This is a genomic window from Pseudomonas sp. Os17, from assembly GCF_001547895.1.
GTDB lineage: Bacteria > Pseudomonadota > Gammaproteobacteria > Pseudomonadales > Pseudomonadaceae > Aquipseudomonas.
The window spans coordinates 2,282,075-2,304,515 of sequence record NZ_AP014627.1; the positions used below are offsets into that span (position 1 = coordinate 2,282,075).

Here is a 22,441-nt window from a genome sequence, read left to right on the forward strand (position 1 = left end):
TTGTCGAGCCATAAACCATCAGGCCCGGGGCTGTTCTGCCCGGGCCTGATGCATTCTGTGCGCGGCTCGCGGCGCCTTCGGATAGTTCTTACTTTTCCAGTATCAATCACGACGCAAACGGTATTGGCCGGTGTTTGCGACTGTCATCAGAATGTAAGAAGACCTGGCTGGGGGCCTTGGCCAGGTGGGCTGTGCAAGGTGTTTTCCCGACTCCGGGGCACCTTGCTTCCAGATCGTTTTCGCAGGTAACAACATGAATAACAGCGAAGCCACTGCAAGCCGCTTGTCTTTGTCCAACCGTGCCCTCGGCCTCAGCGCGCCGGGCACATCCAGCATGCGCAGCAAAGCCAACGCCCTGAAGGAAAGCGGGGTCAAGGTGATCAATTTCGCCGCCGGTGAACTGTCCTTCGATGCCTGCCAGGACATGCGCACCGGGGCCATCGAAGCCATTGAAAACGCGCGCAATCGCTACACCCCGCCCATCGGCCTGCCGGCGCTGCGGGAGAAGCTCGCCCAGCGGGTCAGCCAGCGCACCGGCGTGACCTTCGCGGCCAATGAAGTGGCGGTGACCGCCGGGGCCAAGCAGGCCCTGTACAACGCCTGCATGGTGCTGCTCAACCCCGGTGACGAGGTGATAGTGCCCAGCCCGTACTGGGAAACCTTTCCCACCCAGATCCGCCTGGCGGGCGCCACCCCGGTGCTGGTGCAGACCCGCGACGACGACTACCGGCTGACCCTGGAAGCGGTGCAGGGGGCGCTGAGCGAACGCACGCGGATGATCGTCATCAACACCCCGAACAACCCCACCGGTACTGTCTATCAACGGGAGCAACTGCTGGCGATCGCCCAGCTGGCCTTCGAGCGCGGGCTGTGGGTGATGTTCGACGAGTGCTATCGCGGCCTGGTGCGCGAACCCCACGAGCACCACAACATCCTGGCGCTGTTCCCGGCGCTGAAGGCCCAGACCGTGCTGATCGATTCCTTCTCCAAGAGCCAGGCGGTGACCGGCTGGCGGGTCGGCTACGCCTGCGCCCCGGCGCCGGTGATCGCGGCCATGCACAACCTCCAGGGCCACACCACCTCCAACCCCAGCAGCCTGTCGCAATACGCCGCGCTCAATACCTTGAATGCCGACTCGACGCAGTTCGCCGACCAGGTCAATCCGTTCCTGCAGCGACAACTGCACGCCGCGCGTACCTACCTGGATCGCCTGGAAGGCATCCGCTATGCGCCGCCGGAAGGGGCGTTCTACCTGTACATCGACATCGCGTCGCGCCTGGGCGGCTACTACCGCGGCCAGCCGATCCGCGACGTCGACCACCTCGCCGACCTGCTGCTGACCGAGGCGCACATTGCCGTGGTCCCCGGTTCCGGTTGTGGCGACCCTCACTGCATCCGCATTTCCTACGCCGTCGAGTACCAGGAGCTGATCGAAGGCCTGAGCCGCTTCGCCCAGTTCATGTCGGCGATCGTCATGGATTAGCGCTGCCGTCACCCGCATCTGCCACCGCGTTGTTCCGGTTCCCGAGCCCGTCCAGAGGCCCGGGGTGGCGACGCCTGGCTTGTTGTCCGTGAACCCAAGAGTCACTACAGGAGAGAAACATGGAGAGTTCCCGCGAGGCGTTCATCGGCTATGTGCATCAGGCACTGGTGGATGTCGAGGATCGGAATCTGGTGGAAGCCCTGCTCACCGGCTTTGAAAACAACCCCGGCCTGTTGGACGGTTATTGCCTGACCTACCAGCGCATGACCTCCCGCCGCTGGTCCGTGGATTCGCTGTGCACCTTTTTCTGCGGCTGGCGCAGCCCCGACGGCGCCGCCCATGCGGTGTCGAGCATCATCGTGCGGCTGCTGCAGGAGTCCGCGGAGCTGCCCGGCGATGACAACAAGCTCAAGCTGCTGGCGGCCGCCCGGCACTGTGGCGAGATCATCGTCGAGGACGTCGGCCTCGGCGAAATGCATGGCCATCCCCATCACTCCAAGCTCTATCACCGCATGGCCTCGGCCATCTGCGGCTCGGACAACTGGCGCCTGCAGGACAAGTACCTGAACCCCATCACCAAGGAGTTCTCCACCTGGGTCGGGCAGAAGCGCCCCCTGGCACCGAACCTGGTGGAGGCCCTGGAGATGATGGCCCTGACCGAGCTGTTCAACACCGGCGAATACAACCTCATGACCCCGCTGTGGAAGAACTGGCTGCGCGAGTCCTGCGGGCATCCGGCGGGGGAGGCCAACCGCATCGCCGGCTTCCTCAGCGTTCACTGCGGCGCTGTCGAGGCCCGGCACTTCCGCCACGCCACCGAGGCCCTGCGGCTCTACACCCAGGCCACCGGCCAGCAGATCGACTACCGGCGCATCGCCGCGCTGTCCGACGAGTACGTGGTGCGGGCCTGCGCGCACCTGGAAAAAATGGCCTCCGTACTCAAGGAGTAGGGCGCCCCTGCACCACGCCGGGCAGGACGCGCCTGCCCGGCAACCCCGACCTGATTGCGCTTTGCGCCTACCACTGGAGCACCTTGAACATGCGTCATGAATCCGACTCGATGGGGACCATCGCCGTACCGTCCAACCGCTACTGGGGCGCCCAGACCGAGCGTTCCATCCACAACTTCCCCATCGGCCGTTCGCGCTTCCAGTGGGGCGCGCCGATGATCCGCTCCCTGGGCATCCTGAAGAAGGCCGCGGCCCTGGCCAACCTCACGCTCGGCGAACTGCCGGAAGCCATCGCCCTGCCGATCGTCAAGGCCGCGGACGAAGTCATCAGCGGGCAACTGGACGATCATTTCCCGCTGGTGGTGTTCCAGACCGGCTCCGGCACCCAGTCCAACATGAACGCCAACGAAGTGATCGCCAACCGGGCGATCGAGATGCTCGGTGGCGAACTGGGCAGCAAGAAACCCATCCACCCCAACGACCACGTCAACCGTGGGCAGTCGTCCAACGACACCTTTCCCACGGCCATGTACATGGTGGTGGTCAGCGAGATCCACGAAACCCTGCTGCCGGGGGTGGCGGTCCTGCGCGACACCCTGGCCGACAAGGCCGAGCAGTTCCGCGACGTGGTCAAGGTCGGCCGTACCCACCTGCAGGACGCCACGCCGATCACCCTCGGCCAGGAGATTGGCGGCTGGGTCGAGCAGATCGACTACGCCCTGGGCGCCATCCAGCTCAACCTCGGCGGCCTCTATGACCTGGCCATCGGCGGCACGGCGGTGGGCACCGGGCTCAACTCCCATCCGCAGTTCGGCGACGAGTGCGCACGGGTCATCGCCGAGCTCACCGGCTACCCGTTCAAGTCGTGCAGCAACAAGTTCTTCGCCCTGTCGGCCCACGACGCGCTGGTCAACACCTCGGCGGCGATCCGCACCCTGGCCATGGCCCTGATGAAGATCGCCAACGATGTGCGCTGGCTGGCCAGCGGCCCGCGCTGCGGCATCGGCGAGATCGATATTCCCGAGAACGAGCCGGGCTCCTCGATCATGCCGGGCAAGGTCAACCCGACCCAGTGCGAGGCGCTGACCATGGTCTGCACCCAGGTCTTCGGCAACGACGCCTGCGTGGCCTTCGCCGGCAGCCAGGGCAACTTCCAGCTCAACGTCTACAAACCGGTGATGGTGCACAACGTGCTGGAAAGCATCACCTTGCTGGCCGAGTCCTGCCGTGCCTTCAACGACCACTGCGCGCTGGGCATCGAGCCGAATCGGGCGCGGATCGAGGCCAACATCGAGAAGAACCTGATGCTGGTGACCGCCCTCAACCGCCACATCGGCTACGACAAGGCGGCCATCATCGCCAAGACCGCCCACCATCAGGGCAAGTCCCTGCGGGAAGTGGCGCAACAGCTGGGCTACGTCTCGGCCGCGGATTTCGACCGTTACGTGGTGGCCCTCGACATGACCCACCCCTGAGGCGGCCCGGCCGCCGCGAACCCGGAGTTCCCCAACCACAAGAGGCGCGTGAATCCCATGCAGGACGCTGATATTCGCCGAACCAACCTCAGCCAGTTGCTGCGCCGCAAGCGCTGTCTGCGGGTGCTTGAAGCCCACAGCCCGATCTCGGCGCTGCTGGCCCAACAATCCCGACTGGAGCGCGGGACCGGGCCCAGCCTGAGCTATGACGCCATCTGGTCCAGCTCCCTGACCGACTCGACCCACAAGGGCCTGCCGGACATCGAGATCCTCTCGCCGAGCAATCGCTTGCACGGCATTCGCGAGATCTTCGATGTCTGTTCGCTGCCGATGATTTTCGACGGCGACACCGGCGGCAAGGCCGAGCATTTCGCGATCCACGTGAAGATGCTCGATCGGGCCGGGGTGTCGGCGGTGGTCATAGAGGACAAGTGCGGGCTGAAGAAGAACTCGCTGTTCGGCAACGCCGTGAGCCAGCTTCAGGACTCCATCGAGGAGTTCTGCGACAAGATCCGCGTCGGCTGCAGCAGTCGCAGCCACGAGGACCTGCTGATCATCGCCCGCTGTGAAAGCCTGATCCTCGACAAGGGCATGGACGACGCCATCGAACGCTGCCTGGCCTATGTCGCCGCCGGCGCCGACGGGATCATGATTCACAGCCGGAAAAAGGACGGCCTGGAGATCCTCGAGTTCGCCAGGCTGTTCCGCCGCCACTGCCCGCGGGTGCCGCTGATCTGCGTGCCGACCAGCTATGCCCACCTGAGTTTCGACGAGCTGGAAGGGGCCGGCTTCAACGCGGTGATCTACGCCAACCACATGTTGCGCAGCGCCTACATGGCCATGCGCGATGTGGCGGTGGGCATCCTTGAACACGGAAGGACCCTGGAGGTGGAGCCCCGTTGCCTGGGCATCGACGAGATTCTCGATCTGGTGCCGGGCACCCGTTGATCGCGGCGTTCTTGAAAATGGCCTGTTTCGTCTTGGTGGGGCAGGGGATTCAGGCCGTTGAGGAATAAGAATTTTCTTACATACGCGGTTCGGACCGATGCCTAGAATGGCCCCCGTTCGCCCGGCCAGGTATCACAGTGAACCGCAACATGGCGGTGCCTGGTCAGGGCGGGCTGCAACATCGCGGCATCCGCCCGCCCGGCCTTAGTTGTACCGCCTACTGCCCCTGGCTGGCCGGGTTGGCTCCTATCCCCTCCAGGCATTGCTCCGGCATCCGCTCCGCGTCCCGCCGAACCCGGCTGGTTGCCTTATGCAGTCCTGCACTATTTTTCACACAGATTTACAGCTCTCGGAAAACCCTCGCGCTAGCCTGTGATCGCGGCATGTACCGGCACTGAAGCGCTTCGACGGCTTCGGACAGTGACCGGACTGCGGCTCAATACTGGATCGATCAGTCAGTCTATGAATCGCGCCGGCAAGGCCTGTGGCGCCAGGGTGGGCAATGAGAACGGTAGACCCCTACAAGATGGAAGCCCGGCGCCAGCAGATCCTCGACGCGGCGCTGACCTGCTTCGCCCGGAACGGCTTTCACGCCACCCGTACCGCGCAGATCTGCGCGGCCGCCGGCATGAGCCCGGGCAACCTGTTCCATTACTTTCCGAGCAAGGCGGCGATCATTGCCGCAATCGCCGAGGAAGACCGCAAGGCCATGACGCGCCTGTTCTCCCAGTGGGACGCAGCCGAGGACGCCCTGGACGCCGTCGAGCACATCGCCCTGGCGATGATGCAGGCCTGCAGCGAGCCGCTGCACGCGCGGATCAGTATCGAGGTGGCGGCCGAGGCCACCCGCAACCCGCAGATGGGGGCCTTGTTCGCCGCCAACGAAGCGCGGGTCAAGGCCGACCTGGCGGCCTTGCTCCGGCGCGGCATGGCCGCCGGTCAGATCGACCCGCAGCTGGACCCGGACATGGCCGCGGTGTGGCTGCTGGCGCTGACGGAAGGCGCCATCGCCCGGGTGGTGATGGAGGCGGATTTCCAGGCCCTGGCCCACCAGCCGATGCTGCGCCTGATCATTCGTCGCTTCCTGCGTCCCCAGCAGCCCGAACCCGGCTGACTGCCACCTTGCAACGGCTCTGTGGCCGTTGCCCTGCTTGCGTCATGGCGTCTCGGGCCGCTTGCCGGCTCCGGGGCAGCGTGCCCGTGTTCCGGGCGCCGATGAATCCTTGAGTACCCGACACATGAACTCGATCGATCCCACTCCCGAGCAATGTCGCAGCCAGCGCTTGCGGCGCCTGGCCAAACATACCCCCAGGCTGTTGCTGGTGACGCTGCTGACCCTGGTGGGCACGCTGCTGGCCCTGTGGTTGCCGCAGACCCAGTTGCCGGCAAGCCACGGCCAGGAACCACCGCCCGCGCTGAAAGTCAGCAGCGTGCAGGTCCGTACCGGCAATGTCGGGCAGCGCATCTTCATCAGCGGCACCCTGGTGCCCCAGGAAGAGATTGCCGTCGGCACCGCCCTGCAGGATCAGCGCCTGGCCTCGGTCCGGGTGGAGGAGGGCGACCGGGTCAGTGCCGGGCAGGTCCTCGCCGAGCTGGAAACCCACAACCTGGATGCTCAGGTGCACCAGGCCGAGGCCGCGCTGGAGCGAGCGACGGCGTTGATTGGTCAGCAGCAGGCGTTGAGCGTCGAGGCCCGGACCAGCCATCAGCGCCTGGAACAACTGGGCGGCATCGGTGCCGCCAGCGCCCAGCAAGTCGACCAGCAACGGGCCCAGGCCCGCGCCACCCAGGCTGCCCTGGCGGCGGCCCGGGCCGAGCAGGCCCAGGCCCGGGCGCAACTGGCGGACGCCCGGACGCAACGCCAGAAAGCCACGCTGCGAGCGCCGGTGGCCGGCGTGGTGTCCGAACGGCATGCCCGGGTTGGCGCCCTCGCCGGTTCCGAGCCGCTGTTCCGGCTGATCCGCGACAACCGCCTGGAGCTGGACGGCGAGGTGACTGAAAGCGCCCTGCGCGCCTTGCAGGTCGGCACCCGGCTGGCGGTCCAGGTAACGGGCCTGCCGACCCCGGTGCAAGGCCAGGTGCGCCTGCTGGCGGCGAAAGTCGACCCCGCGAGCCGTCGCGGTCGGGTACGCATTACCCTGGCGGCCGACCCCGAGCTGCGCGCCGGCAGTTTTGCCACCAGTAGCCTGGAACTGCCGGCCCAGGGCCCGAGCCTGGTGCTGCCGCAGCGCGCCCTGACGTTCACCAGTGACGAACAGGCCGCGGTGGTGGTGCTGGACCCGGAGGGCAAGGCCAGTCTGCGGCAGGTTCGCGTCGGCCGGCGTGACGGCATCCAGGTGCAAGTGCTGTCCGGGCTGGCGGAAGGCGAGCGAGTGGTGGCCCGGGCCTCGGCCTTCGTGCGTGAGGGCGACCGGGTCCGGCCGGCTGAAGACGAGGAGCTGGAACCATGAGCCTGCGCCTGTCCTCCTGGGCGATCCGCCGACCGATTCCGACCCTGGTGCTGTTCCTGGTGCTCAGTGTGGGCGGCTGGTTGTCCTTTCTGCAGTTGCCGATCAACGCCAACCCGCGGGTCGAGTTCCCGGTGATCACGGTGCTGGTGTCCCAGGTCGGCGCGGCCCCCACCGAACTCGAACACGCGGTGACCCTGCGGGTCGAACGCGCGGTGTCCGGCCTGGCCGGCATCCGCCATATCACCTCCACGGTGGCCGACGGCATCTCGGTGACCACCGTGGAGTTCCAGCTCGGAGTCGATCCCGGGCGCGCCGCCAACGACATCCGCGACGCCATCGCGCTGATCCGCGCCGACCTGCCGCAGACCATCGAGGAACCGATGATCACCCGCATCGACGTCGAGGGCGGGGCCATCCTCAACTACGCCGTGAAGGGCACCACGCGAAGCCTGGTGGAGCTTTCCTGGTTCGTCGACGACCAGCTCAGCCGCGAACTGCTGGCGGTGCCCGGGGTGCAGAAGGTGCAGCGCCTGGGTGGGGTTGAGCGCGAGGTCAAGGTCGAACTCATGGCCGAGCGCCTGCAAGCCCTGGGCCTCACCGCCGAGCAGGTCAACGGCCAACTGGTGCAGAGCAATATCAACGTGCCCGGCGGGCGGACCCGGCTGGGCCACAGCGAACAGTCGATCCGCACCCTGGGCAGCGCCCTGACGGTGGAGGCCCTGAGCCAGACCCCGATTGCCCTGGGCGAGGGGCGCTGGGCGCGCCTGGGGGAGCTGGCCCGGGTGCATGACGGCGCCAGCCAGGCCCGTTCCCAGGCGCGTCTGGACGGCGAGGAAGTGGTGGGCTTCGCGGTGTTTCGCGCCAAGGGCTCCAGCGACACCCGGGTGGCGGCCGGCGTCGAGGCGGTCATCCAGCGCCTGCAGCAACAGCGCCCGGACCTGGAGATCCGCCAGATCTCCTCTTCGGTGGACTACACCCTGGCCAGTTACGACGCGGCGATCATGACCCTGGTCGAAGGCGCGCTGCTGACCGTCCTGGTGGTCCTGGTGTTCCTCCGAAGCTGGCGCGCCACCCTGGTGGCGGCCATTGCCCTGCCGCTGTCGATCCTGCCGACCTTCGCCGTCATGGCCGGGTTCGGCTATTCGCTGAACAGCATCACCCTGCTGGCCCTGACCCTGGTGATCGGCATCCTGGTGGACGATGCCATCGTCGAGATCGAGAACATCGAACGGCATCTGGACCAGGGCAAGCGTCCCTACCAGGCGGCCATCGACGCCAGCGACGCCATCGGCTTTGCCGTGGTGGCGATCACCGCCACCCTGGTCGCGGTGTTCCTGCCAGTGAGTTTCATCGGTGGCTTCATCGGCCAGTACTTCACCCCGTTCGGCATCACCGTCTCGGCGGCGGTGCTGGCTTCGCTGCTGGTGGCGCGCCTGGTCACGCCGTTGATGGCGGCCTATCTGCTCAAGCCCAAGGCCCCGGGTGCGGGCCATGAGCCGCGGCCGATGGCGCCCGGCGGCCTGCTGGGGCGCTACCTGAAGCTGCTGGAGTGGGCGCTGCGGCACCGGCGCCTGAGCCTGGGGCTGGCCGGGCTGTTTTTGGTCGGCTCGTTCGCCCTGGTGCCGCTGTTGCCTTCGGGGTTCATGCCGGTGAATGACCTCAGCCTGTCGCGCATCGACGTCTCCCTGCCGCCCGGCACGCCCTTGGTGCGGACCGACAAGGTGCTGGCCGACATGGCCCGGCAGATTCGCCAGCGGCCCGAGGTGCTCTCGGTGTTCGTCACCGCCGGCGGCGAGGATGCCTCCGGGGCCACCGACGTGGCCACCGGCCAACTGCTGGTGCGATTGCTCCCGGCGGACCAGCGCGAGCTCAGCCAGAAGGCCTTCGAACAGTCCCTGCGGCCGCTGCTCAACGGCTTTGCCGACCTGCGCTACGCCTTTCGTGGTGAAACCGCGGCGCGGGATATCTCGATCATCCTGGTGGGGCCCGACGGGCCGGCGTTGAGCCGCGCCGCCCATGCCGTGCAACGCGACATGCGGGCGCTCCAGGGCATCGCCAACGTCCAGGTCAACGAGCCGCTGCCGCGTCCGGAGCTGCTGATCCAGCCGCGGGTGGACGAAGCGGCCCGGGCCGGGGTCAGTGCCCAGGCCATCGGCAGCGTGGCGCGGATCGCCACCGTGGGCGAAATCAACGCCAGTTCGGCGCGCTTCAATTTCCATGACCGCCAGGTGCCGATCCGGGTGCTGCTGCCGGCCATCGAGCAGGGCGACCTGAATGCCCTGAGCAACCTCGGCGTCAGCACCGACAGGGGGACGGTGCTGCCCCTCAGCGCGGTGGCCGATATCGGCTATGGCAGCGGGCCGGCGCGGATCGAGCGCTTCTCCCGGTTGCGCCGGGTGTCGGTGGATGCCGATCTGGCCGGGATCACCCTGGGCACGGCCCTGGAAGCCATCGGCCAGTTGCCGGCGCTGCAGCAGTTGCCCGACGGCGTGCGCCGTGTCGAGTACGGCGATGCCGAATACATGAATGAAATGTTCGACAAGTTCGGCGTGGTCATGGGCCTGGGCATCATGATGGTGTTCGCCGTGCTGGTGCTGCTGTTCCGCGATTTCCTGCAGCCCTTGACCATCCTCAGCGCACTGCCGTTGTCCGTCGGCGGGGCGATTGGCGGCCTGTTGCTGTACGGCGCCGCCATCGACATGCCGGTGGTCATCGGCCTGCTGATGCTGATGGGCATCGTCACCAAGAACTCGATCCTGATGGTGGAATTCACCCTCGAGAAGCGTCGCCTTGGCATGCCCCGGCACCAGGCCCTGATCCAGTCGGGGGCCGAGCGCGCCCGGCCGATCATCATGACCACCATTGCCATGGTCGCGGGCATGGTGCCGGCGCTGCTCAGCAGCGGCGCCGACGCCGGGTTCCGCGCCCCCATGGCGGTGGCGGTGATCGGCGGGCTGATCACCTCGACCCTGCTGAGCCTGGTGCTGGTGCCGGTGGTCTTCAGTTGCATGGACGACCTGAAGCGCTGGCTGGCGCCGCGCCTGGCGCGCCTCACCTCAGTCACCGCGCAGGACCGCGCCGAGGCACGGCCCTGAGCCGGGGCTGCGCAAGCCGCTGGCCGGTGGCGCGGCAGCGGTCAGCCGAGGACGGAGGAGGTGCCCTGCGGGAGGAGGCTGCTGGCCCGGAACCTGCGACCTGGGGCTGCTCTCAGGCGCCCACCATCCATTTGGCCAGCCCGTGGCGGCCGCTGACCCCGAGCTTGGCGGCGGCGCGCTTGAGGTAGGTTTCCACGGAGCTGTTCTTGACGCTCAGGCGCTGGGCCATTTCCGGCACCGTGCCCCCGGTCAGCAGCCCCAGGCAGACCTCTTTCTCCCGGGCCGAGAGGTTGATGTCTCCCAGTGACAGGCGCTCGTCGAACTCCCGTTGCAGCGGCGTCTGCCGACGCGCGTCCAGAGGTCGCAGGCTCCAGTTGCGCAGGTGCTTGAGCGCCTGTTGCCGATGCAACTGGGCGTGGCGTTCCAGCAGCGGCAGCAGGGTCGCCGACAGGCTCTTGAGAAACGACAGTTCGCTGAGGGTGAAGCCGCCCTGGGCGGGATCGCGGTAGAGGGCGATGACACAGCGCCGGCTGGCTTTGCGCGACACCAGGTGGCACTGGTGCGGGGTCGGGCGAGCGGGGCTGCCCTGGGCATTCATTTGAATCAGCAGCGAGTCGTCCATTTCCAGCATCTTTTGCAGCAGCGGGTCATGGCGTCGCGGGGGCTCCGGCAGGGGCAGGTCATCCTGCAACCCGGCGCGTCCCAGCAGGGTGATCTCCAGGGAACTGGCCTGGCATTCGTCGAGGGTCCATTCACTGAGCTGCAACTGGTTCACCGGCACCAGCTGGTTCACCAGTTGCAGCATGTCCTTGGCGAAGCGGGCATGGCCGGTGCTGGAGATCAACTGCCCCAGCTCGAAGTAGAAATGCGAGGTTGGCATGTTGGCGATACTGCGGGTCTGATTCATATCCATATCATCCTTGATCGAGACGAATCGCTGCTCGAAACGCGACTGCCACGACGGTCCGTGGCAGAGGCTCCTTGAACCTGTAGCGGTTCCCGGCATTGGATTTAAGCCCGGGCGAGCTCTGTGCGTCTGTAGGGGAAAACCGGGACACACAGGCCGCGCCAGGGCCTGGGGACGCGGCTCAGGGCTGGGGCGAGTACATCCAGCGCAGCAGCGAATGGCGGCCACTGATGCCCAGCTTGATGGCGGCGCGTTTCAGGTAGCTCTCGACGGTGTTGACCTTGAGCCTGAGCTGTTCGGCCAGTTGCGGCGCGGTGCGCCCGGCCAGCAGCCCGACACAGACTTCCAACTCACGGTTGGACAGGCTCAGCCCGGACTGCGCCAGACGCTCGGTAAAGCGCAGGCGCAGGGTTTGAAGGCCTTCGAGGGTGGCGCCGTCCTGCTCTGTGGAGGCGGCCTGGGGCTGCAGGGCGCTGATGTGCTTTTCCACCATTGGCAACAGCAGGGGCGAGAAGTCCTCCAGCAGCAGGCGCTCCTGGGGCGAGAAACTCTCGGCCTGATTGCTGCGGTACACCGAGAGCACGTAATGGTAGGCATCCTTGCGGCCGGTCAGGTGCAGTTGTGCCGTCTCGGCGCAACCCTCGCGGCGCGGCGGCAGTTGCCGGGCCTCGGGCGTGCCGGCCGGCTCGGGAAAACCGGCCTGCAACAGCGGCTCGTCGCCGCAGTGGGCGTCGCTGTGCAGCGGGTAGTGGCTCTGCAGCTGCGGCTGCTCGCTGTGCTCGGGCGACTGGTGCGGGTCCACCGGCAGTCGAGTGATGTGGGTGGCGTCCACCGGCAGTTGGGTGAGGATCAGGTCGTGGAGCATGCGCGGAAAATGGCGGCTGCCGGTGCTGGCAATGACCTTGCCGATGCGTGGAAACAATACTTGTGCGTTCATCATTTCATCCATGAATGTGAAGGTGTGGCAGGACAGCGTTATAGCAACGAGTTCGGGTATCGCTGATTGATCTCCGTTCTGGTTCCGATCGACAAAGGATCGCCTCGTATCCTAGTACAGGGTTCTGCCGGCTGTTCGATGATAGGCGCAAAATCTTGCGCAGTGGACGGCGGGCAACGTCCGCGCCAGGGCGGCGGCATCGATATCAGCGCCGCCGCGTCGGGGGGCGGCGGCGCAACGGGCGGCGATTACAGGCGCGGCTGCTCCGGGGGCAGGCCCAGCAACTGGTGCAGGGTGTTGATCAGGGCCTGCTGGCGCAGCCGGTCCTCCTGGTGCCGGGCTTCGGCGGCGGCGACATCGGCGTGGCAGTGCGGGCAGGTGGTCTCGACGGCGTGGATGTACTCCAGGCAACTGCGACACAGGGCCAGGCGCGGCGGAATGCGGCCTTCGGCGGGGGCTGCCTGGCCCTGGTTGACCCAGGCCAGCTTGATCACCTGACCGCTGTCGCTGACGCTGGCCACGGCTTCGCCGGTGTCGATGCGCTCGGTGATCAGGTCGAAGCGGCCCACGGAGAAGGACGCCGGGCCGGCGTCTTCGAGTTTGACGATGCGCTCGCGCAGGCCTTTTTTCTGCAGGTCCAGGGCCCGGTAGTGGCAATAGGGGTTGTTGCCCGGCTTGCCCAGCAGTGAGTGCGAGGTCCAGGTGCAGCCGCCGCGGCAGACGTCGTTGTAGTAGCAGCTGCGGCAATAGCCCCACAGATCGTCCACCGAGCGCAGGCGGCCGAAATGAATGCCTTCGCTGTAGTGCCAGATGTCGTGCAGGCTCATGTTGCGCACGTTGCCGCCGGAGAAGCCCACGGTGGCTAGGGACGGGCAGCCCTTGACCGTGCCGTCGGCCTCCAGGGCCAGCACTGTCTGCCCGGCGGCGCAGCCGGTCCAGTGCACCCGGTCGTCGCCGAAGCCGCGCCACATGTGTTCGTAGGGGCCGTAGTAGCCGATGTTGTTGCCGATGTTCATCAGCAGGCCGCGCTCATTGCCTTCGCGGTACAGGCGCGCCAGCAGCGGCATGACCTCCAGCAGCTGGTAGGGCTGCATCAGCAGTTCCGGGTGATCCACGGCGTTGCCCATGGCCACCGTCAGCTGGATCTGCCAGTGCTTGGCGCCGGCGTCGATGATCAGGTCCATCAGGGCTGGCAGGTCGGGCAGGGTGGCGGCGCCGATCTGCGTGTTGACGCTGATCTTCAGCCCGGCCTGCTTGGCCCGGCGCAGGGTGTCCAGGGCCTTGTCGAACGAGCCCGGCACATTGCGCACCGCGTCGTGCAGCGGCGCCAGGCCGTCCAGGGACACGCCGACGCCATCGAGCCCGGCGTCCACCGCGGCCTGCATCTTGGCCGGGGTCAGGTTGCGACCGCCGGTCTGGATCGCCACGTACATGCCGTGGTCGTGGATGGCCTGGATCAGTCGCGTCCAGTCCTTGCGCAAATAGGCTTCGCCACCGATCAGGGTGATTTCCCGGGTGCCCAGGGCGGCCAGTGAATCGATCACCGCCAGGCATTCCTCGGTGCTCAGTTCCCCGGGGCGCCGGTGCCCGGCGCGGGAGCCGCAGTGCAGGCACTTGAGGTCGCAGGCGAGGGTGATTTCCCAGACCACGTGCACCGGCACATAGCGCTTGAGGTCGTTTTCGCTGAGGTAGCGGGCAGGGAGACGGTCTGACATGAAAGATCCTTGCGCACCCAGCGGTGCGCGGCAGCAAGCCATCGAAACAGGCGCGCCTCGGGTGTGCGGTACGGGCGCGATCGGTTTGGCCCAAGTCGGGGCCGTCCGCTGACGGCCGGCCCCGCTGGCCTGGACTCAGCGGCGCTCCAGGCGGCTGATTTCCGCCTGCAGCTGCTGCACCGCCTGGCTCAGGTTTTCACTGTTGGCCAGCTGCTGCTCGCCCTGGGCCACCAGCGCCTTGAGCCGCGCCAGGTCGCCGCTGGTCTGGGCCTCCTGCAGCGCCACCGCGTACAGCGGGTGGGGATGCATGGCGGGCTGGCCGGCCTGGACTGCGCGTTCGCCTTGTTTCTGCTCCACCGGTGCCTGGCTCACGGCGGCGTGTTGCACCACGTGCCAATGCCCCTGGTACTGGTACTTGTAGCTGGCGAAGCCGCTGGCCCAGTCGAGGCCGAGGATGCCCTGCAGATGGAACGTCTCGGCGATCTGGCTGGTGGGACCGCTGGGGTTGCCGGCCAGGCTGAGGATGATGTGGCCCTCGCTGGACGGATCGAGCTTGACCTGGGAGTAGTCGCCCCAGACATCCGCCCGGAACTGCAGCGGTGGCGAGGTGCTCTGGGTGATCCGGGCCACGCCGCTGACTCTTTTCTGCGGGGTGTTGACCAGCAGGTCGAGGGTCAGCACCGGCGCTCCGATCACAGGATTGGCGACGATGATGCGGGTATGGAACAGTCCGATTGTCATGCTGCAACTCCTTATCTGGATAGAAGGCATCAGGTGCGATGAATGGCCTTGATCAGCGGCGTTCCTGCTTCTTGATCTCGGCCTTGGCGGCGTCCAGCGCGGTGCGGATCAGCGGCAGCTGCTCCAGTTGCTGGGTGGCCACCCGATGCAGGTTCTTCATCTGGGCCAGATCGCCGCTGGCGATGGCGCCGTGGATCGGCCCGCCGTACAGCGCGGCGCTGGTGCTGTTCACCGCGCTGTAGTGGCCCGAGTGCTCTGGCGTCGACAGGCTGCTGGACTGCACCGTCTCCTGCAGGCGGGCGGGGGCCTGATTGACCGAAACCCAGTCGTGGCCGTTGAAGTACTGGTAGTTGGCGATGCCTTCCTTCCAGTCGTCGCCGACCACCAGGTGCAGCTTGAAGGTGATGATGGCGTTGGAGCTGGGGCCGCCCTGATTGCCCTGGGCGGTGATGAGGATCTTGCTGGTAGTGGGGTGCATGACCGTGAGGTAGGTGTACTGACCCCAGACATCGCTGTGCAGGTCGGGTGGTGGGTTGAGCGCCTGGGTGATGGTCGAACCGCCGCGGACACTGTGGTCGGGGGTGTAGACCAGCAGGTTGAGAATCAGACTGGGCGCCCCGGGCTTATCGGTACCGATGCGATAGCTCAGGGGGAACAGACCTTCGGCGTGGGAATTGGAACCGGACATATGCTTTGCCTCCATTCAATGACGGGGAAACAGCGATCAGTGCTGCTCCAGCCGGGCGACTTCCTTGGCCAGCCGCTCGTAGGCGCTTTTCAGATCCTTGGGTTCGTCGCCCTTCGGATCGCGCTTGGCCAGCAGGGCTTTCATCTGGGGTAGCTGGCCTTCGGCGATGGCCGACTGGATCGCGACTCCGTAGGGAACAACCGTGTGTTGCGAGGTGGGGTTCATGGTGTGTGCCTTCCGTGGGGTTTAGGGGGGGCTGCGGTACTTGGCAGCCCTTGCAGTTAAGCAGCGCGGGGGGAGTTGGCGGGGTAATGGCACATTGATTTTGTGGGTTTCCGACGGGTGGATTCCCGGGGGTAAGGGGTTGATTTTGTGGAAATTCCAAAGGGCGATATGCAAGGGGGAGGTGAGTGCGGATGGCGATAGAGGGGGGGGCTGGCGGTTTCGCTTTTGCAGCGGTGGGTGGGGTACATGTCCGTTGCTGCGGTAACGGTGGCTTGGGGTTTCGATCTTGCGGCGAGTGGGGCGGGGTACATATTCGTTGCTGCGGTCACGGTGGCTTAGGGTTTCGCTCTTACAGCGGTGGGCGGTGTACATATCCGTTGCTGCGGTCATGGCCACTTAGGGTTTCACCCTTACGGCGACTCACTTTTGTCAAACGACACAAAAGTAAGCAAAAAGTCTTGCCCCTCCATACGGCCCCTCGCTGGGGCTCGGGGTGCCCGAGCTCCGGCATTGCTCCGGGGGCCCGCCGCCAACCGGCCATCCATGGCCGGGTGGCGGCTGGCTCGGCATCCATGCCGAGCTGCCCCCTACGCAACGCCTGCGCTCGGCCTGCTGGGAAGGGGCCTGAAGATCAAAAGCCAAGCGCGTTTACGCGCTGTCCGTAGGAGCCGGCTTGCCGGCGAGTAGGCCCGCAAGACATGCAGCGCCCTGGCGGACGCCTTCGCTGGCAAGCCAGCTCCTACGGAGGGGCGTGTGCACAATCCATCTTCAGGCCGGCCGTAAGGCCGCCGTCAGATTTTGCCTTTGCTTTTGATCTGGCTTTTGATCTTCCTGCCCCCTTAGACACGATGGCCGAACGCAGGCATTGATCCGTGGGTAACCCGGCAGGACGCCGGGTTAGCCGCACTGGGCCATGGATGGTCCATTGCGGCGGCCCACGGATCAATGCCGGAGTTCGGGCATGCCTCGCTATGCGAGGCACCAAGTGGAGGGGCAGAAGCGTTTTGCTTACTTTTGTCTGGGCCGGCATTCCGGATTTTCAAAAGTGAGTCGCTGTACGAGCGAAACCATAAGTGGCCGTGACCGCAGCAACGGATATGTACACAGCACACCGCAACAACGGATACGCACACTCCACCCCCCCCCAAAAAAAAAACCTCAAACCACCCCCAACTCCCCCAACTGCCGCCGCGTCTCCCCCGCGGCCACATGATGAATCGCCCGCCACCCCAACGCCCTGGCCGCGACGATATTTGGCGCATGGTCATCAATGAACACCAGCTCCTCAGGCGCAACCCCCGGCACATGCGCGCGAATGCGCCCCAAGGCCGTGTGATAGATCTCGGCATCCGGCTTGATCTGCCGCTCCTGCCCCGACACCACGATGTCGCGAAACTTCTGCAAGAACGGGTAGTGCTCCCAGGCATAGGGAAAGGTTTCCTGGGACCAGTTGGTCAACCCGAACAGCGGCACCTGCGCCTGGTGCAGTTCCTCCAGCAGGGCCACGCCTTCGTCCAGTGGCCCCTTGAGCATCTCCGGCCAGCGTCCGTAATAGGCCTCGATCAACGGCGCATGCTCGGGATGCTCGGCCACCAGGCTGCGGGTGGCTTCGGCCAGGGGCCGGCCGGCGTCCTGCTGGGTGTTCCAGGCCTGGGTGCAGACGGTGTCGAGGAACCACTGGCGACGCTGGTCGTCGGGGATCAGTTGGCGGTACAGGTGGTGCGGGCTCCAGTCGAACAGCACGCCACCAAAATCGAAAACCACGGCACGAATCGTCATCAGCACTTCCTTTTCAGCGGTTGTGGATCAGGGCGTCATCCTGCGACGCGGCGCCGTGCAATGCAATTTGCCGGTGGCCATTGGTCCGCTGGCCGGCACCCTGGGAACGGATCGCGATCCAACGGTTGTCCCCGTCCTTTTGCGGGCTAGCACAGGAGCTGACCATGGCTACCAAGACCCCCACGGGGCCGCGCTCGTCCGAGCACGCCTCGAATCACCACGACCCGGGTTTCGACCCCGATTCGCCAGACGTCGCCGATCCCCAGATCGATCCGGTGGGGCCGGCCAGGGCGCCCCTGGATCAGCCGGAACCCGAGCACCGGCGCAAGCGCTCGCGAGCCTACGACCCTCTGGCCAACCTGAGGAAATGAGCGCGTCGCGCCGACATGCGGCCGTCGCCGGAGGGTTCTGCGGGTGTAAGGTAAAACGCCCAAGCCCCAGGCACGCGGAGAACAAGGGAGGTGTCCATGAGTACGCCGCTGCTGAACAAGCTGCAGATCAACGGTTATCAGGTATTGAGCGTCAACCACGGGCCCTGGAAGGTCTGTACGGCGGGTGATCGGCTCGCCAGCTTCGGCACCCGGGAAGAGGCCATGGCTTTCGCCGCCGCCTTGCCGGTGCGCAGGGCATCACCGGCCACCCCGCATCGATAGCAGCCGACAGAAAAAAGCCCCGGACCGATCGGGGCTTTTTTCTGTCCGGGCTGCTGCAAACGCCGGGTCAGTCGACAATGACCGGCTCGTTCGGATCATCGCTCAGGCACACGGTCAATTGCTCCCCGGCCTTGTTGAACGCGCAGCGGGGCAGGGATTGCTGCTTGATGAAGCTCAGCGGCGGCAGGATGAACGCCGCCGCCAGGACCAGCGCCCACAGGGTTTGCAGAAACAGCACATCGGCGCTGGTGGCGGCGGGCCGTGAGACGAGGCGTCGGCGCCAGTAGAAGTACAGGCCGCTGATAACGAACAGGCACACGATGCCCATCATGTAGTCCAGTTCCCAGTCCTGGGGGCTGAAGGAGCGGCTGCCATCTTCATCATCCGGGTAGGTGAGCCGCCACCAGGCCCCCAGCAGCAAGGGCACGAGCCCGGCCAGCAGCCACGCCAGGCGCGCGCCGGGCATCCGGGTCAGCAGGGCCAGGACCAGGCCGATCAGGCACAGCACCCAGGCAAACAGGTACAACTGAAAACCCATGGCGCCGCCGAACAGCGTGCCGCTGACATCCCGCGGTTGCATCATTTGCACGTCGCACAACAGCATCACCGACAGCGGGATGGCGACGACGATCCAGCACAGGGGGCGGTACAGCCACAACCACAGGGTAAACAGGCGAGACATGGGCACACTCATCAAGGTCAAGAAAAGGAGGAATGAAGTCAGGGGGCTATTCAGTCGACAATCACCCGGGTGCCCGGGCCCAGGCATACGCTCAACTGATTGCCGGCCCGGTCGAAGGCGCAGTAGGGCAGTGGCTTGCGGGTGATGGCCAGCAGCGGTGGAAGGATGAAGGCCGCCCCCAGCACCAGGGCCCACAGGGTGCGCAGCAACAGCCGATTGCCAGTGGCGGGTGGACGCGGCTTGAGCCGTTGCTGACGCAACAGGTAGACGCCGCTGTAGACCAGGGCAAAGCCGAAGACCATCACATAGTCCAGCTCCCGGGGCTGGATGCTGAAGAGCAGGTTGCCGTCGAAATCATCCGGGTAGTTGATCCGCCACCACAGGCCCAGCAGCAACTGCGCCAGCCCGGCGACGATCCAGGCCAGACGCGCGCCGGGCACCCGGGTCAGCAGCGCCAGCACCAGGCCCAGGACGCTGAGGGCCCAGCCGCCCAGGTACATCACAAAGCCCATGGAGCCGCCGAACAAGGTGCCGCCGACCTCCCGGGGCACGATCAGGTTCAGGTTGCAATGGATCATGCTGGCCGTCGGCGCGGCCACGGCGATCCAGCACAGCGGCAGGTAGAGCCAGGAACAGAGGGTGTACAGACGGGACATGAAGGGACTCGATTGGGCAGCGGGTATCCGGCCCGGCGCCACTGGGCGCCAGGCCGGCAGGTTCAGCGTTTGTTGTGTTTCATCGCAAAGGCGATTCGGTTCTGCAGGTCGACCGATTGGCGGTACTCACTGGCCCGGCTCAGCAGTTTCGTGCGCAGGGCCAGCAGGGCAAAGGCCAGTGCCGGAACCAGATAGATCAGCAACAGCGCGGCGTGGGCCAGGGTGTCGCCGCTGTACAGGCGGTCGATGATGCCGAACAGCTGCAGGCCCACTTCCAGGCAGCAGAGCACGCCAAAGGCCACGATGTACTGCGGTTTCAGCTTGATCAGGTTGATGATCAGCAGCAGTACGCCGCCGAGGATCAGCACCGAACTGACTTGCAACAGCAGCGGCTCATCGGCGAACACCCTTCGCGCTAGCTGGCTCAGAGGGCCGCCGATGCCGATCAGGGCCCAGATCGCCATCAGGTAGATATACCAGGGGCGTTTGCCGGGTTGACGCAGGGCGGCGGCGCCTTCGTTGGGGGTTTGACGTTCCATGTGAACTCCGGAATTTATTCAGGTCGGGCAGGGCTGGAGCGGTTGGGCAACGGGTACCCGTCAGCTGAAAAGCAGCGTAGTTCCTGCGGCGAACAGCACCAGGGCGAGGCTGATGCCCGCCAGGGGAATACGGAACCAGTAACGGATCGCCAGCAGCCACAGGCTGGCGAGAAAGCCCAGGCCGATCAGCAACAGGCCGCGGGCTTCCAGCAGCAGGGCCGGGTGCAGCCAGGCCAGGTAGCCATAGACCAGGCCGAACAACATCGCTCCCAGGCTATGGCTGGCATTGAAGCCGACCCAGGCACGCCACAGGCTGGTCTGGCCGGTGATCATTGGCGACACCTGGCGCATGCGTTCGGCCAGGGCCGGATCACGGGGCTGGAATTTGTCGGTGGCGAAGGTGTAGATCAGGTGCAGGCTGCCCAGCAGCAGCACGATGGCTGAGCTGGCGACGATCAGGGCGGGGGCCAACACGTTTCTTCCTTGGGCGGTGTCCGGGTGCGAAGTATGCCGGGCCGCTTGAGGTTTTGCATCCGTGGGGTGTGCTGTTGCCTGAGCTTGGCGCTGGAGTCGGGGCAGGGCGGCAGGCGCCCTGCCCGGATGCTCAGAAGTGCTCGGCGTCCAGGCCGAACAAGGAGGAACTGCCGGCGCGAATGCTCTGCTCCAGGCTGAGGATGCGCGGCAGCAGGCGGCTGAAATAGAACCGCGCGGTGGCCAGCTTGGCGCCATAGAAGCCGTCGTCCTCGGAGCGCTGGTGCTCGGCCACCTGGGCCATGCGCGCCCACAGGTAGGCGTAGGCCACGTAGCCGAACAGCTGCAGGTACTCGACGCAGGCGCTGCCCACCGCGTTGGGGTTCTGCGCCGCCTGCTCGCGCAACCAGTCGCTGAGGTCTTCCAGGCGCTGCACCGCGTCCAGCAGCTCGGCGGCGTAGGCGGCGCCGGGCAGGTAGGCATAGTCGCGGATCTCGCCGGTGAACAGGCGCAGGGCCACGCCGCCGTTGCCCACCACCTTGCGCCCCAACAGGTCCAGGGCCTGGATGCCGTTGGTGCCTTCGTAGATCTGCGCGATGCGCACATCGCGCACCAGTTGCTCCTGGCCCCATTCGCGAATGTAGCCGTGGCCGCCGAAGATCTGCTGGCCGAGCACGCAGCTGTCCAGCCCGGTGTCGGTGAAGAACGCCTTGGCCACCGGGGTCAGCAGCGCCACCAGGGCTTCGGCGTTGTGCCGCTCATGGGGCTGGTCGGCGAACTTGGCCAGGTCCAGCTGCTGGCCGACGTAGCTGGCGAAGGCCCGGCCGCCTTCGGTCATGGCCTTCATGGTCAGCAGCATGCGCCGCACATCGGGGTGGACAATGATCGGGTCGGCGATCTTGTCCTTGGCCACCGGGCCGGCCGGGGAGCGGCTCTGGATGCGTTCGCGGGCGTAGGTGCGGGCGTTCTGGTAGGAGTTCTCGGCGCAGCCGATGCCCTGGATGCCGATGGACAGGCGCTCGTAGTTCATCATGGTGAACATCGCCGCCAGGCCCTTGTTGGCCTCGCCGATCAGCCAGCCGCTGGCGCCGTCGAAGTTCAGCACGCAGGTGGCCGAGGCCTTGATGCCCATCTTGTGTTCGATGGAGCCGCAGCTCACCGCGTTGGCCGCGCCGAGGTGGCCGTGGGCGTCGACATGGATCTTCGGTACCAGGAACAGCGAGATGCCCTTGGGCCCGGCCGGGGCGTCCGGCAGCTTGGCCAGCACCAGGTGGATGATGTTCTCGGTCAGGTCCTGCTCGCCGCCGGTGATGAAGATCTTGCTGCCGCTGATCCGGTAGCTGCCGTCGGCCTGGGGTTCGGCGCGGGTGCGGATGATCCCCAGGTCGGTGCCGGCGTGGGCCTCGGTCAGGCACATGGAACCGGCCCAGCGGCCTTCGTACATCGGTGGCAGGTAGCGCTGCTTGAGCTCCTCGCTGGCGTGGGCGTCGATGGCCAGGCAGGCCCCGGAACTCAGGGCCGAATACAGGGCGAAACTGGAATTGGCGGCGTACAGCATCTCTTCGAACTGCACCGCGAGCATCTTCGGCATGCCCATGCCGCCGTAGGCCGGGTTGCCGCTCAGGCCGACCCAGCCGCCCTCGATGTAGGTGCGGTAGGCCTCCTTGAAGCCGGCCGGGGTGCGCACCTGCCCGGCGTGCCAGCTGGCGCCTTCCTCGTCGCCGCTGCGGTTGAGCGGGGCGATCAGATTGCCGGTGACCTTGGCCGCTTCTTCGAGAATCGCGTCGGCGGTGTCGGCGTCCACGGTGTCGGCCAGGGCCGGCAGGCGCGCCCAGAGCTTGGGTGCGTTGAACACTTCATGCAGGACAAAGCGCATATCGCGCAGCGGAGCATTGAATTCGGGCATTGCAGGAACCTCGGGCAAAAGGGGAGGTTGAGCGGCCGTGGCCGCATGAATCGAAAACGCCAAGCCCGCCCCCTTGTAGGAGCCGGCTTGCCGGCGAAGAGGCCCGCAAGCCATGCATCGCCCTGGCCGACGCCTTCGCTG

21 protein-coding genes are annotated in these 22,441 nt (G+C 66.2%); 9 read left to right on the forward strand and 12 right to left on the reverse strand.

The annotated features are described in order from the left end of the window. Positions 1–253 precede the first annotated feature (253 nt). The 7 genes from POS17_RS10370 to POS17_RS10400 all read left to right on the forward strand — a co-directional run bounded on the left by POS17_RS10370 (position 254) and on the right by POS17_RS10400 (position 10,401). A complete protein-coding gene (locus tag POS17_RS10370) occupies positions 254–1,483 on the forward strand; it encodes a pyridoxal phosphate-dependent aminotransferase (protein ID WP_060838447.1) in 1,230 nt (409 codons plus the stop codon). Positions 1,484–1,602: 119 nt separating this feature from the next. Next, on the forward strand, positions 1,603–2,433 hold the full coding sequence (locus POS17_RS10375; RefSeq protein ID WP_060838448.1) for a hypothetical protein: 831 nt from the start codon (positions 1,603–1,605) through the stop codon (positions 2,431–2,433). An 89-nt stretch (positions 2,434–2,522) separates the two neighbouring features. Continuing rightward, positions 2,523–3,908, forward strand: a complete 1,386-nt coding sequence (fumC, locus tag POS17_RS10380; RefSeq protein WP_060838449.1) for a class II fumarate hydratase — start codon at positions 2,523–2,525, stop codon at positions 3,906–3,908. A 57-nt stretch (positions 3,909–3,965) separates the two neighbouring features. Next, on the forward strand, positions 3,966–4,856 hold the full coding sequence (gene aepX / locus POS17_RS10385) for a phosphoenolpyruvate mutase (RefSeq protein WP_060838450.1): 891 nt from the start codon (positions 3,966–3,968) through the stop codon (positions 4,854–4,856). A 502-nt stretch (positions 4,857–5,358) separates the two neighbouring features. Further along, on the forward strand, positions 5,359–5,970 hold the full coding sequence (locus POS17_RS10390) for a TetR/AcrR family transcriptional regulator (RefSeq protein ID WP_060838451.1): 612 nt from the start codon (positions 5,359–5,361) through the stop codon (positions 5,968–5,970). A 124-nt stretch (positions 5,971–6,094) separates the two neighbouring features. Next, positions 6,095–7,306: an efflux RND transporter periplasmic adaptor subunit gene (locus POS17_RS10395; RefSeq protein WP_060838452.1), complete on the forward strand. Its 1,212-nt coding sequence runs from the start codon at positions 6,095–6,097 to the stop codon at positions 7,304–7,306. Then, positions 7,303–10,401: an efflux RND transporter permease subunit gene (locus POS17_RS10400; RefSeq protein ID WP_060838453.1), complete on the forward strand. Its 3,099-nt coding sequence runs from the start codon at positions 7,303–7,305 to the stop codon at positions 10,399–10,401. The genes POS17_RS10395 and POS17_RS10400 overlap by 4 nt, the downstream gene beginning before the upstream one ends. Positions 10,402–10,513: 112 nt before the next feature. On the opposite strand, the gene POS17_RS10405 is transcribed toward POS17_RS10400, so the two are convergent. The 7 genes from POS17_RS10405 to POS17_RS10435 all read right to left on the reverse strand — a co-directional run bounded on the left by POS17_RS10405 (position 10,514) and on the right by POS17_RS10435 (position 17,393). Continuing rightward, the gene (locus tag POS17_RS10405; protein ID WP_060838454.1) at positions 10,514–11,308 is read right to left on the reverse strand and encodes a helix-turn-helix transcriptional regulator; all 795 of its coding nucleotides are present in this window, start codon (positions 11,306–11,308) and stop codon (positions 10,514–10,516) included. Between the two features lie 181 nt (positions 11,309–11,489). Beyond that, positions 11,490–12,257: a helix-turn-helix transcriptional regulator gene (locus POS17_RS10410; protein WP_375136280.1), complete on the reverse strand. Its 768-nt coding sequence runs from the start codon at positions 12,255–12,257 to the stop codon at positions 11,490–11,492. A gap of 236 nt (positions 12,258–12,493) precedes the next feature. Next, positions 12,494–13,960, reverse strand: coding sequence for a GDL motif peptide-associated radical SAM/SPASM maturase (locus POS17_RS10415; RefSeq protein ID WP_060838456.1), 1,467 nt, complete (start codon positions 13,958–13,960; stop codon positions 12,494–12,496). A 135-nt stretch (positions 13,961–14,095) separates the two neighbouring features. Continuing rightward, complete coding sequence (locus POS17_RS10420; protein WP_060838457.1) at positions 14,096–14,701, reverse strand: DUF1842 domain-containing protein; 606 nt, start codon at positions 14,699–14,701, stop codon at positions 14,096–14,098. 52 nt (positions 14,702–14,753) lie between these two features. Beyond that, a complete protein-coding gene (locus POS17_RS10425; RefSeq protein WP_060838458.1) occupies positions 14,754–15,389 on the reverse strand; it encodes a DUF1842 domain-containing protein in 636 nt (211 codons plus the stop codon). A gap of 36 nt (positions 15,390–15,425) precedes the next feature. Continuing rightward, the gene (locus tag POS17_RS10430) at positions 15,426–15,614 is read right to left on the reverse strand and encodes a DUF1843 domain-containing protein (RefSeq protein ID WP_060838459.1); all 189 of its coding nucleotides are present in this window, start codon (positions 15,612–15,614) and stop codon (positions 15,426–15,428) included. Positions 15,615–16,772: 1,158 nt separating this feature from the next. Beyond that, the gene (locus POS17_RS10435) at positions 16,773–17,393 is read right to left on the reverse strand and encodes an HAD family hydrolase (protein WP_060838460.1); all 621 of its coding nucleotides are present in this window, start codon (positions 17,391–17,393) and stop codon (positions 16,773–16,775) included. 164 nt (positions 17,394–17,557) lie between these two features. Here POS17_RS10435 and POS17_RS32145 point away from each other — a divergent pair, with 164 nt between their 5' ends. Both POS17_RS32145 and POS17_RS10445 read left to right on the forward strand, forming a co-directional pair. Beyond that, positions 17,558–17,764 (forward strand): DUF6021 family protein, encoded by a 207-nt coding sequence (locus POS17_RS32145; protein ID WP_060838461.1) that lies wholly within the window; start codon positions 17,558–17,560, stop codon positions 17,762–17,764. A 96-nt stretch (positions 17,765–17,860) separates the two neighbouring features. Continuing rightward, positions 17,861–18,046: a hypothetical protein gene (locus POS17_RS10445; RefSeq protein ID WP_060838462.1), complete on the forward strand. Its 186-nt coding sequence runs from the start codon at positions 17,861–17,863 to the stop codon at positions 18,044–18,046. Between the two features lie 67 nt (positions 18,047–18,113). Here POS17_RS10445 and POS17_RS10450 read toward each other — a convergent pair whose 3' ends face one another. The 5 genes from POS17_RS10450 to POS17_RS10470 all read right to left on the reverse strand — a co-directional run bounded on the left by POS17_RS10450 (position 18,114) and on the right by POS17_RS10470 (position 22,300). Beyond that, positions 18,114–18,728 carry a hypothetical protein gene (locus tag POS17_RS10450; RefSeq protein WP_060838463.1) on the reverse strand — a complete coding sequence of 205 codons (615 nt, stop codon included), beginning with the start codon at positions 18,726–18,728 and terminating at the stop codon, positions 18,114–18,116. Positions 18,729–18,778: 50 nt separating this feature from the next. Further along, positions 18,779–19,384 (reverse strand): hypothetical protein, encoded by a 606-nt coding sequence (locus tag POS17_RS10455; RefSeq protein WP_060838464.1) that lies wholly within the window; start codon positions 19,382–19,384, stop codon positions 18,779–18,781. Between the two features lie 62 nt (positions 19,385–19,446). Then, the gene (locus POS17_RS10460) at positions 19,447–19,923 is read right to left on the reverse strand and encodes a hypothetical protein (protein WP_060838465.1); all 477 of its coding nucleotides are present in this window, start codon (positions 19,921–19,923) and stop codon (positions 19,447–19,449) included. Between the two features lie 60 nt (positions 19,924–19,983). After that, positions 19,984–20,397 carry an LIC_13387 family protein gene (locus tag POS17_RS10465; protein WP_060838466.1) on the reverse strand — a complete coding sequence of 138 codons (414 nt, stop codon included), beginning with the start codon at positions 20,395–20,397 and terminating at the stop codon, positions 19,984–19,986. A 130-nt stretch (positions 20,398–20,527) separates the two neighbouring features. Next, the gene (locus POS17_RS10470) at positions 20,528–22,300 is read right to left on the reverse strand and encodes an acyl-CoA dehydrogenase C-terminal domain-containing protein (protein ID WP_060838467.1); all 1,773 of its coding nucleotides are present in this window, start codon (positions 22,298–22,300) and stop codon (positions 20,528–20,530) included. Positions 22,301–22,441: the final 141 nt, after the last annotated feature.

What these genes read in the sequence shown, in the direction of transcription:
- POS17_RS10375 (WP_060838448.1), top strand. Translation starts at nt 1,603, where the DNA reads ATGGAGAGTTCCCGCGAGGCGTTCATCGGCTATGTGCATCAGGCACTG.
- POS17_RS10410 (WP_375136280.1), bottom strand. Translation starts at nt 12,257, where the DNA reads ATGGATGAAATGATGAACGCACAAGTATTGTTTCCACGCATCGGCAAG.
- POS17_RS10425 (WP_060838458.1), bottom strand. Translation starts at nt 15,389, where the DNA reads ATGTCCGGTTCCAATTCCCACGCCGAAGGTCTGTTCCCCCTGAGCTAT.
- POS17_RS10400 (WP_060838453.1), top strand. Translation starts at nt 7,303, where the DNA reads ATGAGCCTGCGCCTGTCCTCCTGGGCGATCCGCCGACCGATTCCGACC.
- POS17_RS10460 (WP_060838465.1), bottom strand. Translation starts at nt 19,923, where the DNA reads ATGGAACGTCAAACCCCCAACGAAGGCGCCGCCGCCCTGCGTCAACCC.
- POS17_RS10420 (WP_060838457.1), bottom strand. Translation starts at nt 14,701, where the DNA reads ATGACAATCGGACTGTTCCATACCCGCATCATCGTCGCCAATCCTGTG.
- aepX (WP_060838450.1), top strand. Translation starts at nt 3,966, where the DNA reads ATGCAGGACGCTGATATTCGCCGAACCAACCTCAGCCAGTTGCTGCGC.
- POS17_RS32145 (WP_060838461.1), top strand. Translation starts at nt 17,558, where the DNA reads ATGGCTACCAAGACCCCCACGGGGCCGCGCTCGTCCGAGCACGCCTCG.
- POS17_RS10470 (WP_060838467.1), bottom strand. Translation starts at nt 22,300, where the DNA reads ATGCCCGAATTCAATGCTCCGCTGCGCGATATGCGCTTTGTCCTGCAT.
- POS17_RS10445 (WP_060838462.1), top strand. Translation starts at nt 17,861, where the DNA reads ATGAGTACGCCGCTGCTGAACAAGCTGCAGATCAACGGTTATCAGGTA.
- POS17_RS10450 (WP_060838463.1), bottom strand. Translation starts at nt 18,728, where the DNA reads ATGTCTCGCCTGTTTACCCTGTGGTTGTGGCTGTACCGCCCCCTGTGC.
- POS17_RS10395 (WP_060838452.1), top strand. Translation starts at nt 6,095, where the DNA reads ATGAACTCGATCGATCCCACTCCCGAGCAATGTCGCAGCCAGCGCTTG.
- fumC (WP_060838449.1), top strand. Translation starts at nt 2,523, where the DNA reads ATGCGTCATGAATCCGACTCGATGGGGACCATCGCCGTACCGTCCAAC.
- POS17_RS10370 (WP_060838447.1), top strand. Translation starts at nt 254, where the DNA reads ATGAATAACAGCGAAGCCACTGCAAGCCGCTTGTCTTTGTCCAACCGT.
- POS17_RS10390 (WP_060838451.1), top strand. Translation starts at nt 5,359, where the DNA reads ATGAGAACGGTAGACCCCTACAAGATGGAAGCCCGGCGCCAGCAGATC.
- POS17_RS10430 (WP_060838459.1), bottom strand. Translation starts at nt 15,614, where the DNA reads ATGAACCCCACCTCGCAACACACGGTTGTTCCCTACGGAGTCGCGATC.
- POS17_RS10435 (WP_060838460.1), bottom strand. Translation starts at nt 17,393, where the DNA reads ATGACGATTCGTGCCGTGGTTTTCGATTTTGGTGGCGTGCTGTTCGAC.
- POS17_RS10455 (WP_060838464.1), bottom strand. Translation starts at nt 19,384, where the DNA reads ATGTCCCGTCTGTACACCCTCTGTTCCTGGCTCTACCTGCCGCTGTGC.
- POS17_RS10405 (WP_060838454.1), bottom strand. Translation starts at nt 11,308, where the DNA reads ATGAATCAGACCCGCAGTATCGCCAACATGCCAACCTCGCATTTCTAC.
- POS17_RS10415 (WP_060838456.1), bottom strand. Translation starts at nt 13,960, where the DNA reads ATGTCAGACCGTCTCCCTGCCCGCTACCTCAGCGAAAACGACCTCAAG.